This window comes from Rhodococcoides trifolii (assembly GCF_014635345.1).
Classification (GTDB): domain Bacteria; phylum Actinomycetota; class Actinomycetes; order Mycobacteriales; family Mycobacteriaceae; genus Rhodococcoides; species Rhodococcoides trifolii.
The window spans coordinates 98533-111950 of the sequence record NZ_BMCU01000004.1 but is presented as its reverse complement, the minus strand read 5'-3'; the positions used below and the strand labels follow the sequence as shown (position 1 = coordinate 111950).

At 65.8% G+C, this 13418-nt stretch carries 12 protein-coding genes; all 12 read right to left on the bottom strand.

What is annotated here, in order from left to right; all coding sequences use genetic code 11:
* Positions 1 to 87: 87 nt before the first annotated feature.
* Positions 88 to 975 (bottom strand): helix-turn-helix transcriptional regulator, encoded by an 888-nt coding sequence (locus tag IEW02_RS18100; RefSeq protein ID WP_188546291.1) that lies wholly within the window; start codon positions 973 to 975, stop codon positions 88 to 90.
* A gap of 15 nt (positions 976 to 990) precedes the next feature.
* A complete protein-coding gene (locus IEW02_RS18095; RefSeq protein ID WP_188546290.1) occupies positions 991 to 1971 on the bottom strand; it encodes an LLM class F420-dependent oxidoreductase in 981 nt (326 codons plus the stop codon).
* Positions 1972 to 1981: 10 nt separating this feature from the next.
* Positions 1982 to 2782 carry an SDR family NAD(P)-dependent oxidoreductase gene (locus IEW02_RS18090; RefSeq protein WP_188546289.1) on the bottom strand — a complete coding sequence of 267 codons (801 nt, stop codon included), beginning with the start codon at positions 2780 to 2782 and terminating at the stop codon, positions 1982 to 1984.
* Between the two features lie 9 nt (positions 2783 to 2791).
* Positions 2792 to 4618 (bottom strand): glycoside hydrolase family 15 protein, encoded by a 1827-nt coding sequence (locus IEW02_RS18085; RefSeq protein WP_188546288.1) that lies wholly within the window; start codon positions 4616 to 4618, stop codon positions 2792 to 2794.
* Between the two features lie 37 nt (positions 4619 to 4655).
* Positions 4656 to 6233, bottom strand: coding sequence for a GMC oxidoreductase (locus IEW02_RS18080; protein WP_188546287.1), 1578 nt, complete (start codon positions 6231 to 6233; stop codon positions 4656 to 4658).
* 71 nt (positions 6234 to 6304) lie between these two features.
* Complete coding sequence (locus IEW02_RS18075) at positions 6305 to 6856, bottom strand: TetR/AcrR family transcriptional regulator (RefSeq protein ID WP_188546286.1); 552 nt, start codon at positions 6854 to 6856, stop codon at positions 6305 to 6307.
* 1 nt (position 6857) lies between these two features.
* The gene (locus tag IEW02_RS18070) at positions 6858 to 7331 is read right to left on the bottom strand and encodes a Dps family protein (protein ID WP_188546285.1); all 474 of its coding nucleotides are present in this window, start codon (positions 7329 to 7331) and stop codon (positions 6858 to 6860) included.
* A gap of 99 nt (positions 7332 to 7430) precedes the next feature.
* Complete coding sequence (locus IEW02_RS18065) at positions 7431 to 8948, bottom strand: catalase (protein WP_188546284.1); 1518 nt, start codon at positions 8946 to 8948, stop codon at positions 7431 to 7433.
* 90 nt (positions 8949 to 9038) lie between these two features.
* Positions 9039 to 9695, bottom strand: a complete 657-nt coding sequence (locus tag IEW02_RS18060; RefSeq protein WP_188546283.1) for a hypothetical protein — start codon at positions 9693 to 9695, stop codon at positions 9039 to 9041.
* Positions 9696 to 9705: 10 nt separating this feature from the next.
* Positions 9706 to 11391, bottom strand: a complete 1686-nt coding sequence (locus IEW02_RS18055) for a GMC family oxidoreductase N-terminal domain-containing protein (RefSeq protein ID WP_188546282.1) — start codon at positions 11389 to 11391, stop codon at positions 9706 to 9708.
* A complete protein-coding gene (locus tag IEW02_RS18050; RefSeq protein ID WP_188546281.1) occupies positions 11388 to 12902 on the bottom strand; it encodes a flavin-containing monooxygenase in 1515 nt (504 codons plus the stop codon). Before IEW02_RS18050 ends, IEW02_RS18055 begins: the two co-directional genes overlap by 4 nt.
* The gene (locus IEW02_RS18045; protein ID WP_188546612.1) at positions 12899 to 13414 is read right to left on the bottom strand and encodes a TetR/AcrR family transcriptional regulator; all 516 of its coding nucleotides are present in this window, start codon (positions 13412 to 13414) and stop codon (positions 12899 to 12901) included. Before IEW02_RS18045 ends, IEW02_RS18050 begins: the two co-directional genes overlap by 4 nt.
* Between the last annotated feature and the right edge of the window lie 4 nt (positions 13415 to 13418).

The window sequence follows — 13418 nt, the reverse complement described above, 5'->3', positions numbered from 1 at the left end:
GGAATCCTTTCCGAGGTATGCAGCCGAGTGTCGGCCGTCACAGACCTCGAGGGAAAGGAAGTCGAACATCGATGGCGGAAATGAGCATCACCGCGTGTTCACGCGGCCCGCATGAACACCGAACCGCCCGACGAACGATCGCGAGAAATGAGCCGTCGAGGTGAACCCGCACCGGGCGGCCACCACCCCGGTCGTGAGTTCGGGAGAGCGGAGCAGGAGCGCGTAGGCGGCGTCGAGTCGCCGTCCGAGGACGTAGCGGGGAACCGACGTACCCGCCGCGGCGAACACGCGTGAGAGTTGCCGTTCGCTGATGCCGACGCCCGCAGCCACGTCGGCGGCCGACAGGTCAGCGTCGGCGAAATGCCGGTCGACGAAGGCGCGTGCGGCGGCGCGGCGCATCACGGTTGCTTCTGCGCGCCCACCGGTAGCGACGGCCAGCACGAGGTCGAGGATGGTGTCCTCGTCGGGCGACGGCGCTTCGGTGCGGCGGACGGCGCGCGAGACGGACGCGATCAGCGCGCGCGAGTAGATGTCGTCGGAGATCAGCGGGGCGGTCAGGTCGACGTCGCCGAGCACGGATCGTGGCACCTTGACCACCAGCTCGTGGACTCCGCCGTCGAAGTCGCGAGCGAAGGGTGCGTCGGGGTCGAGCGCAATGACCTGACCTGCGGTGACGGTGCTGCGCCCGACCGCCCCATCGATGACCGAGCGGCCGGCCAGAACCGCGTAGATCGCGATCGAGTCGCTCGGGTGAGACTCGACGAGCGCGGCGGATCGGTCGACGCGATGGTGATCGGCACGGACCAGCGCCAGGTGCACGCGGTCGAGTTGCAGGTTGGCTTCGAGGGCCCGGAACGGCCCCTCGCTGTGGCATTCCAGGGCGATCAACGTCTCCGCGTTGTGCTTCTCCCAACGATCGGCCCGCCCACGTCCCACCTCGAACAACGTCGGGGTTCGGAACGCGAGCGGGCCCATTCGACCTTTGTACCGTCAGCTACCCGACGCTGTGCGCAGTTTCTCCAGAAGCGGTCCGGCTACCTCGGCGAGGAAGCGGTCCTGGGTCGCGTCCCCGATCTGGACGAGAGCGATGTCGGTGAAACCGGCCTCCCAGTAGGGCTTGACCTTCTCGACGATGTTGTCGAGATCCGGTCCGCACGGGATGGTCTCGGCGACGTCTTCGGGACGTACGAACTGGGTGGCTCCGGCGAACCCGGCAGTGGTCGGCAGGTCCGCGTTCACCTTCCACCCTCCGGCGAACCAGCGGAACTGCTCGTGTGCGCGCTCGGTGGCAGCCTTCTCGTCGGGATCCCACGAAATCGGAATCTGCCCGATCTTCTTGCTGGCATCGCCGCCGGGGTGCACCGAGTTCCACTTCTCGACGAGCTCTGCCTTGGGCTCGACCGCGACGAGATGTTCTGCGAGCGGGGCGAAGCGCTCGATGGACTTGTCACCCGACACCGCCACGGCGATCTCGAGCGGAACGTCCGGGGTGTCCCAGAGCCGGGCCGAGTCGACGCGGTAGTGCTCGCCCGCCCAGGTGACGAGTTCGCCGCTCTGCATCTCTCGGATGATCTGCAGTGCCTCGTGGAACATGTCCTGGCGCATGTCGATCGACGGCCATCCTTCGCCGACGACGTGCTCGTTGAGGTTCTCGCCGCTGCCCAGGCCCAGGGTGAAACGGCCGTCGGCGAGGATCTGCAGCGTCGCCGCCTTCTGGGCGACGATCACCGGGTGGTAGCGAATGGTCGGGGCCGTGACGTAGGTGTAGAGCTGTACTCGCGACGTCGCGTGCGCCACCGCGCCCAGCACCGTCCATGCGTAGGGGGCGTGTCCCTGCGCAGCGAGCCACGGGGAGAAGTGGTCGCTCGATACCTCGAAGTCGAAACCGGCGTCCTCCGCGGCGACGGCATACTTCACCAGCTCTTTGGGACCGCTCTGCTCGGTCATCAGCGTGTATCCGAAGTTGGTCATGGCGCTTCTCCTAAATCGTTGCGACGGAACCGGAGTCGACCCGGTAGTTGGATCCGTTGACGAAACTGGCCTGCTCGGAGCACAGGAACGTGATCACGGACGCCACCTCGGCGGGTGTCCCGCGGCGCTTCAGTTCCATGAGCGGACGTTCCTCGTCGAGAAAGCTGGAGACGGCCTCGTCGAAGTCGGTACCGTTCTCCTCCGCGCGCTTCTCCATCATCTTGTCGGTCATCGGGGTATGGATGAACGCGGGTGACACCGCGTTGACCAGAACACCTTCGGACGCATAGGTTTTGGACAATCCCTTGACCAGCGACAGAATGCCGGCCTTCGCTGCGCAGTACGGAAGCTCGTCGACGTACGGCTGCACGGCGTCCTCGGATGCGGCGAGCACGATGCGGCCCCAGCCGTTCGCTCGCAGTTCGGGGAGGAAGGCACGCACCACGCGGACCGGGCCCAGCAGGTCGATCTCGATGGTGGAGTTCCAGCCGTCGTCGTCGATCTCGTGAAACAGTCCCTGCGCGCCGGTCACCCCGGCGCAGTTGACCAGAATGTCGACGCCTCCGAGTGCTTCCACGGCGGCGCTGTGCAACCGCTCGACGTCCTCGGGAACGGTGATATCAGCTTTGATGGCCGCGACGGTGCCGGCGGGGGCATTCAGTTCTTCGACCGCCTTTTCCAGCCGTTCGAGGTCGACGTCGGTCACCATCACCCGCACGCCTTCTTCGATCAGCATTCGGGTTGTCTCCCAGCCGATTCCGGAGTCGGCGCCGGTGACGACCGCGCGCTTGCCCTTGATTCCTAGATCCATACGACTCTCCTAGACTTCTTTTGCGTGATCGTGATCGTCTGCGATCGTCAGCGCGGCGTTGATCAACGCCAGATGAGACAGGCCCTGAGGAAAGTTGCCCAGGAAGCACTCTCGGTCGACGTCGACCATCTCGGCCCACAGCCCGACGTCGTTTCCCGCTACGGCGAGCCGGTCCATGAGTTCGGTCGCCTCTGCTTCGCGACCTACTTCGGCGAGCGCCGACACCACCCAGAACGCGCAGGCGACGAAGGTTCCCTCCACGGTCTCCATACCCGAATATCGATAAACGAAATCACCGTCTCCGAGTTCGCGGCGGATCGCATCGATCGTGGCGGACATGCGCTTCGGTTCGACGCACCCGCTACCGGCGTGCAGCAGCACCGACGCGTCGAGTTCGTCGCTTCCGGGATACCAGACGTACGCCTGTGCGCTCTCGGACCAACAGTTCTCGTCGATCCAGGTGGCGATGCGATCGCGCTCGGCGATCCACCGGTCGGCGAGTCCGGGAATCTGGCCTTGCTCGACGAGGTGTACGGCGCGGTCGAGCGCTTGCCAACACCCCATCTTCGACGACGTGTAGTGCCGTTCCTGCGGGAGTTCCCACAAGCCGGCGTCGCGCTTCTGCCAGATGTCGCAGGTGGTGTCGGCGATGTTGGCCAGCAATCTCCCCGTGGGCGCGTCGAGGATGTTGCCGGCGTCGACGTACAGGGAGACGATGTCGAACAGATCCCCGAAGATGCCCTGCTGCAGCTGCGACGCGGCGTCGTTTCCGCCGACCACCGGCCCGATTCCGCGCCAGCCCGGCACGTCCGGCTTCTCCGAACCACCGGGCATCTCACCGCCGAGGGTGTAGAAGACTTGCGTCAGTTCGTCGTTGAGCCGAATGATCTTCAGCAACCACGCCACGGCGGCGTGCACTTCCTCGCGGAGGCCGAAACGAATGAGCGCCCGCAGCGTGTAGGCGGTGTCACGAACCCAGGCGTAGCGGTAGTCCCAGTTCTTGCCGCCGGCCCAGCGTTCGGGCAGTGACGTCGTGGCGGCAGCCGCTACCGATCCGGAGGGACTGTGTATCAACAACTTCAGGGCGAGCGCACTGCGGTGGACCTGATCGGACCACGGCCCGTCGTACCGGAATTCTTCCGACCACAGCTGCCAGTTCCGAATCGTCCGATCGATACCGGAGTCGACGTTCTCGGGCGTGGGCAGGAACAGGGGCTCCGTCTCGGTACCGACCAAACCGATCAGATACCGCTCACCCTGCGCGGCCGTGAACGTTCCGCCGATCGACTGAGAATCGACGTCGACGTCGCCGTCGCCGAGCCCCAGCGTGCGCACGCCGAGGTTGAGACCGTCGACGCGCAGGATCCTGCCGTGAACGGTGTCGTAGAGCCACGGTGACGCGCTCCCCAGGCAGGTACCTGGCGCGACCATCCACTTCATCGGCACGGAGCCGGTGACACCGTCGACGCGCCTCCCCAGCTCGCTCCACGGCAGTCGTCCGGCGACCCCGGTGTTCAGCGAATCGGTCACCCGCACCGAGCCGGTCGGCGTGGTGAACGTCGTCTCGAGCACGTTGGTGCCGACCACGTAGTGCCGCTCGGCGGAGAAGGTATCGACCGGGCAGAGCTCGATGTACCCACCGTGTTCCGCGTCGAGCAGTGCCGCGAACACCGGCGGTGTGTCCAAGTTGGGGACGGGAAACCAGTCGATTCGGCCGTCGAGTGCGATCAAGGCGACGGTCCTGCCGTCGCCGATGGCTGCGTAGTTCTCGATACCCGTGTAGCCGTCGACGCGAAGAGAGGCAGCATCCCGACCGGTATCGGTGGTGACAGTCATGTACCACCTGTACCCGGCGGGGGGCCGATCGAACCCGTCAGACGGTGGCGCCCACGTCGGAGGCCACGATGCGATCGAGAGCCCGTTCCGCGACGGCGGCAATCGTCATGGACGGGTTGCACGCTGCGGTGTTGCCGGGCATCAGCGCACCGTCGAGCACGTACAGGCCTCGCTGCCCGAGCACCCGACCCTCGAGATCGCACACCGTGCCCATCGCCGCTCCACCCAGCGGATGCCAGGTGGAAGGAAAGATCGCGTTCGTGTCGGTCAGGATGGAGTCGGGACCGGTGATGCGGCGAACGGTCGGATCGATGAACCCGTTCTGAATGGCCGCGTCTCCCTCCCGCGGCCAGCGCAGGATCGCGTCGTCGCGTCGGGCGTCGTACTCGAATCGACCGCGCGCGTTGCTGACTCCGTAGCCGACGACGACCGTGCTCCGCGGGTTGATGCCCAGCGGCGGAATGGACGCCTGAATGACCGTGTGCGCGTTCGGCGCATCGTCCCAGTTGAGGCTCCCGTAGACCACAGGGCCACCCTGTACCGGGCCGAAGTCCTGAGACAGGCTGGTCCACAGGTAGATTCGGTCCGCGTTGCTCCCCCAGCCCGTTCCGAGACCGTCGGGCATGTCGGGTATGCCGCCGGTGGCGGCGGCGCGCATCAACAGCCGGGTCGTGTTCATGGTCCCGGCCGCCATCACCAGGGTCGTTGTGGTGAGGATCTTGTTCTCGAGCACTCGTCCCGTCTCGTCGGTGCGGTCGACGCGCACGGTCCACCGTCCGTCCGGGGCGCGTTCGACGTCGGTCACGTTGTGCTGGGTCTGCACGTCCACCAGACCGGTGGCTTCGGCCGCAGCGATGTAGGTGACGTCGACCGAGTGTTTTCCGCCGTTGTTCACCCCGAGCGCACCGTCACCGTTGGTGTAGGACGGCGTCATTCGACCGCGCACTTCGTCCAGTGCGTAGTTCCAATCGATCGGCATCGGAATCTTCGACACCGGTAGACCGGCACGAATCACGTTCTGCGCGAACAGTCTCGGCGCGGCGTAGGTTTCACTGTCGATAAGCTCGTCCGGGGCGACGGCCAGTTGCAACATGCGCGCGACCCGCGGATAGTGGGTGCGGTTCAGCTCGTTCCAGTCGAGCGACGAGGGGAATTGCGTGGCGAAGGCCGCTTCGCTCGGCTGCAATGTCATCCCCTGATAGACAAGCGAACCGCCGCCCACGCCCGCTGCGCAGAGCGCGGTCATGTTCTCCCCCGGCACCGCCTCGACCAAGCCGACGTACGGCGCGACGTCGATCGGACGACCGAACAGATTCTTCGCCGATCCGTACCAGAGAATTCGCTTGTCCGGCGCCGTCGCCACCGGGAACGTGGTCGAATTCGGACCCGAGGGCCATCGCCGACCGCGCTCCAGAACGAGAACGGGCACACCGGCTTCCGCCAACCGCAGCGCGGTGACGCCCCCGCCGAAACCGGAACCGATCACGACCACGCGGTAGTCCTCACGCGTCAGCCGAACCCGCGCGGGACGAGCCGCAACACGAGGTGCGACGGCCAGTGTGGCGCCGACCGCTGCGGCACCGGTGATGAACGAACGACGCGAGACATCGCGCATGAGTTGAGCCCCCACTCTCGAGCCGCCGACGCGACTGGTGAGCTCAAACTAGACAGTATTCGTCGAAAGTGTCAAGGTTTGCGCGGGAGAGCGGGGGCGAGCCACCGGAACAGGAACCTGCGGAGGTCGTCGTCCGCCCGGATCGTGGCGTCGTCGAAGAGAATGACGGACAGGGCGAGGCGCACGCCCATCTGGAGGATGTCGTCCATCATCGGCTCGATGTCCGGGTGCATCGCCTTCATCGGCGAAAGTATCTCGTAGGCAATCGGTTTCGCTCGCTCGATCACGTCGTCCTCGTTGAGAGGGTTGTCCGCGTCGCCCCTGAGCAGCGTGGCCAGCACCGGATGGGCGCGCACCGTGGTCCGAGCGACGACGATGAGCTCGACCACGAACTCCGCAGGATCACCGATCGATTCGAGCGACTGGCGGATCTCGGCGAAGACCTCCGAGGCGAGCGCGATCATCGACTGACTGACGAGATCCTCGCGTGTCCCGAACACCGAGTAGACGGTCTGGCGTGACACCCCCGCCGCGAGGGCCACCGAGGCGATGGACACGCCTCGAAAGCCCTCGTCGGCGATCAGACCGAGAGTCGCGTCGATGATCTTCGCCCGCGAGCGCACCCTAGGCGCTCTGCGCCTGCCACATCCAGTGCAGCTGCTCGAGACGAGCGGTGATCCCGATCAGCAGGTCCTGGGTGACCGGATCGGCGTCCGCGGTGTCCGCGACGCGGCCGCGGAGCCGCTCGACGACGGCGGTCAGGTTGGACACGATGGCGTCGGTGACGTCCCCGTCCTTGGTCCAGCCGGCGTCGACACCCTTGGCGCCCGAGTCCGCGGCGACGGTGCCCGCGCGACCGTCCGGACTCACGCCGATCGCGGTGGCGCGCTCGGCGGCCGCGTCGGTGAATTCACGTGCGGCCGTAACCAATTCGTCCAAAGCGAGGTGCACGGACCGGAAGTTCTTGCCGATGACGTTCCAGTGGGCCTGCTTACCGATGAGAGAGAGGTCGATCAGGTCGACGACGGTGCCCTGCAGGGCGTCTCCGGCGATCTTCTGCTGTCCTGCGTCGAGCGTGCTGGTGATGGGATTGGTCATAGGCTCATCATTCCAGACCGGCCGGCCTCCGGCCTTCCCGCATATTCCACGACAAAGCCCCGCGACCGTGTGGTCGCGGGGCTCGTCGTCGTCTACCGATCAGACCTTCGCGGCCTCGTCGGCGGGGTCGTCGACCGCGCCGGCTCCGGTGGTGGGGGCCGTCTGATCCTGCTGGGAGCGGACGCCCTCCTCGACCTTCTTGCCGAGCTCGGGATCGACGTTGGTCCAGTACTCGAACACCCGCGAGAGCACGGGCTCGGCCACTCCGTTGAGCACGTGACCGACGATGTTGCCGACCAACCGCTCACGCTGCGCGTCGTCCATGGTCTCCCGGACCAGGTTGCCGGCCTGGACGAAGTCACCGTCCTCGGGGTGCTCGACGTATCCGGTGCGCACGAAGCGGGGCTCGAAGTCCCACTCGCCGTCGTCGCCGTACTTGTTGGTGTCCGCAGCCGGGCCACCGAACGAGTTCGGTGCATACACCGGTGTGGACGCCGAGTTGTACGCGTAGCGCATGTTCCCGTCCTTGGAGTACGAGTTGACCTCGGACTTCGGGGCGTTCACCGGCAGCTGCGCGTAGTTGGCACCGATGCGGTAGCGATGAGCGTCGGCGTAGGAGAAGATGCGGCCGAGCAGCATCTTGTCCGGGCTGGCGCCGATTCCGGGCACCAGGTTCGACGGCTCGAACGAGCTCTGCTCGATTTGTGCGAAGAAGTTCTCCGGGTTGCGGTTCAAGGTCATCTTGCCGACCTCGATCAACGGGTAGTCCTTCTGCGACCAGACCTTGGTGAGGTCGAACGGGTTGTACTTGTAGTTCTCGGCCTCGTCGTACGGCATCAGCTGAACCTTCAGTGTCCAGCTGGGGAAATCGCCGTTCTTGATGGACCCGAACAGGTCTTGGCGGTGATGATCGGGGGACGTGCCCGCGACTTCGTCTGCCTTGTCCTGCGTCAAGAACTCGATGCCCTGATCGGTCTTGAAGTGGAACTTCACCCAGGTCTTGGTGCCGTCCTCGGCGATGAGCTGGTACGTGTGCGAACCGAACCCGTCCATATGGCGGAACGACTTCGGAATGCCGCGGTCACCCATCAGCCAGGTCACCTGGTGCGCCGACTCGGGCGACAGGGTCCAGAAGTCCCACTGCATGTTGTTGTCACGCAGGCCGGAGTCGGGCATGCGCTTCTGACTCCGGATGAAGTCCTGGAACTTGAGCGGATCCTTGACGAAGAACACGGGCGTGTTGTTGCCCACCATGTCCCAGTTGCCCTCGTCGGTATAGAACTTCAGCGAAAATCCGCGCGGGTCGCGCCACGTGTCGGGGCTGCCCTGCTCGCCGGCGACGGTGGAGAAACGCGCCAGCATCTCGGTCTTCGCGCCCGGCTGGAGCACCTTGGCCTTGGTGTACTTGCTGATGTCACCGGTGATGACGAGTTCGCCGAACGCACCCGCGCCCTTGGCGTGCACGACACGCTCCGGGACACGTTCGCGGTTGAACTGCGCCATCTTCTCGATGAGGTAGTGATCGTGGAGCAGGATCGGGCCCTGCGTACCTGCGGTGAGCGACTGATCGTCGCTGGCGACCGGAATGCCTGAATTGCTGGTGGTGGGCTTGGTCATGTTGACGCCCCTCCTCTTGTGTCGAAGACACTTCCAGGGTTCCCGTCAGCGTCGGGTCGAAACGTGAGGACGGGGGCTCAATTTGCGGTGTCACCGCGGCTGGGGGAGGTTCCTCGCCGGCCCGGTCACAATTTTCCCCGACACGACCTGTATCCCGCGGTAGGTGCCGGGCGGTAGCCACGTGCCCAGCGTGGGGCCGTCGCTGGTCACAGTGACCTTGGCGAAGCGTGCTCGACCGCGCATGCGGCCACTGGCGAGCAGCAGCCCACCCGTCGTCGGCTGCGCGAATCCGGTGGAACCGATCACCGGGAACGTCGGACCCACGGGTATGGACGCAGTACTGACGGACCATCCCTCGCCCTGCGCCCCCGCCTCACCGAGAACGTCACCCGTGAACTCGGCCAGAACCTTGGGCAGGTTCCAATGCGTGCGTCCGCCGTGCACCGAGGCGTCCGAGTCGACGGCGATGAACGGGATCGCGACGCGGGGCAGCGGTCCGAGTCCGCGCCCCGGTTTGACCGTGGTGGGACTCGCGAGGATCTCTCGGTACGGCCCCACCGGCGAGTCGAGGTAGTCGATGACGGCGCCCACGGTGATAGGAAGGGAATTCTTCGGACCGATGGACCGAGCGTCGTCGGTGGCCCGGTGCCACCAGACGGTGGCGCGCACCGGGGCCGGCCAGGGTGGAGGCGGGCTCACCGGCAGTGTCCGGTTCTCGTCGACGGTCGATTCGGCAACGCTCCACATGGCCGTCACCTCACTTGTTCACGACGAAGAGCGGCAACCGAAGGGCACCGGATGCATGCTCCGGGACGACAGGGCGGTCCGGTTTCACGGCCTTGGTGGGGCGGTACCCCGCACCCACCGGTGGGCGTGAGTCCACCTCACCCTTGTTGGGCCACAACGCCATTGCGCGCTCCGCCTGCGCGGTGATGGTGAGCGACGGGTTGACGCCCAGGTTGGCGCTGACCGACGAGCCGTCGACGACGTGCAGACCCTCGTACCCGTACGCGCGTTGGTAGCCGTCGATCACACCGCGTTCGGAGGACGACCCGATGACGCAGCCGCCCAGGAAGTGCGCGGTCATCGGAATGTTCACGACGTCGGCGAACGATCCACCGGGGTCGCCTCCGATCTTCTCCGCGGCCTTGCGGACCACCGTGTGGCCCTGCGGTATCCACGACGGAGGCGGATCCCCCGGCCCCTTGCGGCTGGTGAGTCGACCGCGTTTGGTTCCGAGTTCGAGAGAGTTGTCGTCGGTCTGCATCACCAGCGCGATGACGGTTCGCTCCGACCAGTTGCGGACGGACAGACTGCGGAACGCAGCCACAGGGTGGCGAACTGCGACACCCAGAGTCTTGAGCGGCCGGGGTACGCGACCGCCGCCGTCGCTCAGCACCGTCTGCAGGAGTCCGATGGCGTTGCTGCCCTTGCCGTATCGCACCGGCTCGACGTGGGTGTGGTCGTCCGGATGGAACGACGAGGTGATGGCGACACCTTCGGTGTAATCGATGTCGCGATTGTGCGCCGTCGCAGCGAGGACCGCCTCGGAATTCGTGCGAACCACCGATCCGAGCTTGTCCGACAGTTTCGGAAGATCACCGATTGCCTTGGCGTGCAACATGAGCTTCTGTGTGCCGTAGGTGCCGGCGGCGAAGATCACCTGCTCCGCGGTCAACACCGTCTCCTTCCGTCGCAGTTTGGCACCGGTTCGGCGGGTGACCACGTCGTAACCGCCGCCGGGCCGTGGTCGGACGGTGCGCACCGTGGTGAGCGGAAGAACCTGCGCGCCGGCCTTTTCGGCTAGATACAGGTAGTTCTTGACCAGGGTGTTCTTGGCGCCGACGCGGCAGCCCGTCATGCACGACCCGCACTCGGTGCACGCGGTGCGGCCGGGGCCGGCACCTCCGAAGTACGGGTCCGCGATGTCCTTGCCGCGCTGGCCTTCTCCGAAGAAGACGCCGACCGGTGTGGTGGTGAAGGTGTCCCCGACGCCCATCTCGTTGGCGATGTCGCTCATCACCTTGTCGGCGGGCGTGATGGTGGGGTTGTCCTCGACCCCCAGCATCCGGCGCGCTTGGTCGTAGTACGGCGTCAGTTCTTCTTCCCAGTCCGTGATGTCGGCCCACTGGTCGTCCTCGAACACCGACGACGGAGGTTGGTAGAGCGTGTTGGCGTAGTTCAGCGAGCCGCCGCCGACACCGGCACCGCCCATCACCAGAACGTCCGGGAGCAGATGGATACGCTGAATTCCGTAGCAGCCCAACGCCGGTGCCCACAGGTACTTCCGCAGCCGCCAGCTGGTCTTGGGGAGTTCGTCGTCCTCGAAACGTCGCCCCGCTTCGAGCACGCCGACGCGGTACCCCTTCTCGGTCAGGCGCAGGGCCGAGACGCTGCCGCCGAAACCGGATCCGACGACGAGTACGTCGTAGTCGAAGCTCATACCGTGACCACCTTCTCCGCCGTGCGGGTCTTGTAGTTCTCCAGATCGAAGTGCTTCGTCTGGTTCCGGAACTGCCAGGTGAAGGACGGCCACATCGCCGAATTGCGTCCGCTGGCGTCGAGGTACCAACTCGAGCATCCGCCGGTGTTCCACACCGTTCCTTCTAGTCGGCTGTCGAGATCGTCGTTGTACCGACGCTGAGCACTGTCGGTGACCTCGACGGAGGTGATGCCGCGGGCCGCCATCGTCTCCACGGCCGACTCGATGTAGGCCGACTGCGATTCGAGCATGTAGACGATCGAGCTGTGCGAAAGATTGGTGTTGGGTCCGTACATCATGAACAGGTTCGGGAAACCGCTGATCGTCGTCCCGCGGAACGCACTGGGGCTACCCGCCCAGCGCTCCGCCAGCGTCCGACCGTCGCGTCCCGTGATCAGATGTGCGACAGGAGGTTCCGTCGGCGTGAAGCCGGTGCCGAAGATGACCGCGTCGACCGGGTATTCGCGGCCGTCCGCGTCGACGACGGCGTTCTCCGTCATGGCGGTGAGGCGACTCGGTACGAGGTCGACGTCCGGGCGGTCGAGCGTCTTCAACCAGTCGTTCGACAGCAGCATGCGCTTGCATCCGATCACGAAATCGGGGGTGAGCTCGCGTCGGAGGCGTGGGTCGGACACCTGCAGTCGCATGTGCGCCTGAGCAACTCGGTGCGCAATCGCCAACAGTCGCGGCCGCTTCGCCATCATCTCGACGTAGAGCTCGCGGTAGCCGTAGATGGCGCCGCGCATGAACTTCTGGGTGATCGGGAGCCGGCGGTACGCCCACCGCTCCAGGTTGCCCCTGGTGCGGTCGACGCGGGGAATCACCCATGCGGGCGTCCGCTGGAACACGTACAGATGCTCTGCGTCGTCGGCGATCTCGGGAACGAACTGCACTGCCGACGCACCCGTGCCCACGACGGCGATCTTCTTGCCCCGCAGGTCCACGTCGTGGTCCCAGGTGGCCGAGTGGAACATGCTGCCGACGAACTCGTCTCGGCCGGGAACGTCCGGGAGGCTCGGCGTCGACAGGGTTCCCGTCGCGGCGACGAGAATCTTCGCGGTCATGGGTCCGACGCTCGTGGTGACGTCCCACTGCTGAGCAGTGTCGTCCCACTCTGCGCTCAACAGTTCGCAGTCCGTGACGAGATGCTCGCGAATTCCGAAGTTGTCAGCCACCTTTCGCAGGTAGCTGTAGATTTCGGGTCCCCGCGCGAACGTGTGCGACCACTCCGCGTGCGGCGCGAACGAGAAGGAGTAGAGGACCGTCGGAACGTCGCAGGCGGCGCCGGGGTAGGTGTTGTCGCGCCAGGTACCACCGACGTCGTGCCCCCGGTCGATGACGAGTAGGTCGGCGGAGGGATCTTCCTTCAGAGTCCTCGCCGCCAAGGCCATTCCGGCGAAACCGGCGCCGACGATCAGCATGTTGCAGTGCGTCGTCCGGCCGGCCTCCGGCCTTCCCGTGTACCTGGTCATTTCATCACCATCGCTTCCCACACCGGGAGCAACCGCTGCCGGAGTGTCGAATCCGTTTCGGGGGTGCGGAAGATCGCCGACACCGCCAGTCCTCGTGCAAGTTCGATACTGAGTTCGAGAGCCTCGCCGCTGATCGCGTCGCCGAACACCTCGCGGCCGCCTTCGGACAACGCCTCGGTGACGGTGCGCTCGAGCGGAACCATGGCTGCATGCAGCGCGGGGTCGGTGCGGGCGGCCACCCACAGTTCCAGCGCCGCGTAGAAGAGCGGACCGGAGAACGCGTCGAGCAGGATGTCGAGGCCGGCTTCGCGGTCGACGGTGACCAACTCTTCGAGACGCTTGCGCACCAGGTGCTCGATCGCGGCGACCACCAGCGACTCCTTGGTCGGGAAGTGGTGCAGCTGGGCTCCGCGGGACACACCCGCCCGGCGGGCTATTTCCTGGGTGGACGATTTCGCGTAGCCCAGGTCGACGAGGCTCTCGACCGCTGCGTCCAGGAGTCGAGCCCGCATCAGG

Excerpts from the sequence above, each read along its gene's own strand:
- IEW02_RS18085 (WP_188546288.1), bottom strand. The coding sequence starts at position 4,618 with ATGACTGTCACCACCGATACCGGTCGGGATGCTGCCTCTCTTCGCGTC.
- IEW02_RS18050 (WP_188546281.1), bottom strand. The coding sequence starts at position 12,902 with ATGACCAGGTACACGGGAAGGCCGGAGGCCGGCCGGACGACGCACTGC.
- IEW02_RS18080 (WP_188546287.1), bottom strand. The coding sequence starts at position 6,233 with ATGCGCGATGTCTCGCGTCGTTCGTTCATCACCGGTGCCGCAGCGGTC.
- IEW02_RS18065 (WP_188546284.1), bottom strand. The coding sequence starts at position 8,948 with ATGACCAAGCCCACCACCAGCAATTCAGGCATTCCGGTCGCCAGCGAC.
- IEW02_RS18090 (WP_188546289.1), bottom strand. The coding sequence starts at position 2,782 with ATGGATCTAGGAATCAAGGGCAAGCGCGCGGTCGTCACCGGCGCCGAC.
- IEW02_RS18045 (WP_188546612.1), bottom strand. The coding sequence starts at position 13,414 with ATGCGGGCTCGACTCCTGGACGCAGCGGTCGAGAGCCTCGTCGACCTG.
- IEW02_RS18095 (WP_188546290.1), bottom strand. The coding sequence starts at position 1,971 with ATGACCAACTTCGGATACACGCTGATGACCGAGCAGAGCGGTCCCAAA.
- IEW02_RS18070 (WP_188546285.1), bottom strand. The coding sequence starts at position 7,331 with ATGACCAATCCCATCACCAGCACGCTCGACGCAGGACAGCAGAAGATC.
- IEW02_RS18055 (WP_188546282.1), bottom strand. The coding sequence starts at position 11,391 with ATGAGCTTCGACTACGACGTACTCGTCGTCGGATCCGGTTTCGGCGGC.
- IEW02_RS18100 (WP_188546291.1), bottom strand. The coding sequence starts at position 975 with ATGGGCCCGCTCGCGTTCCGAACCCCGACGTTGTTCGAGGTGGGACGT.
- IEW02_RS18060 (WP_188546283.1), bottom strand. The coding sequence starts at position 9,695 with ATGTGGAGCGTTGCCGAATCGACCGTCGACGAGAACCGGACACTGCCG.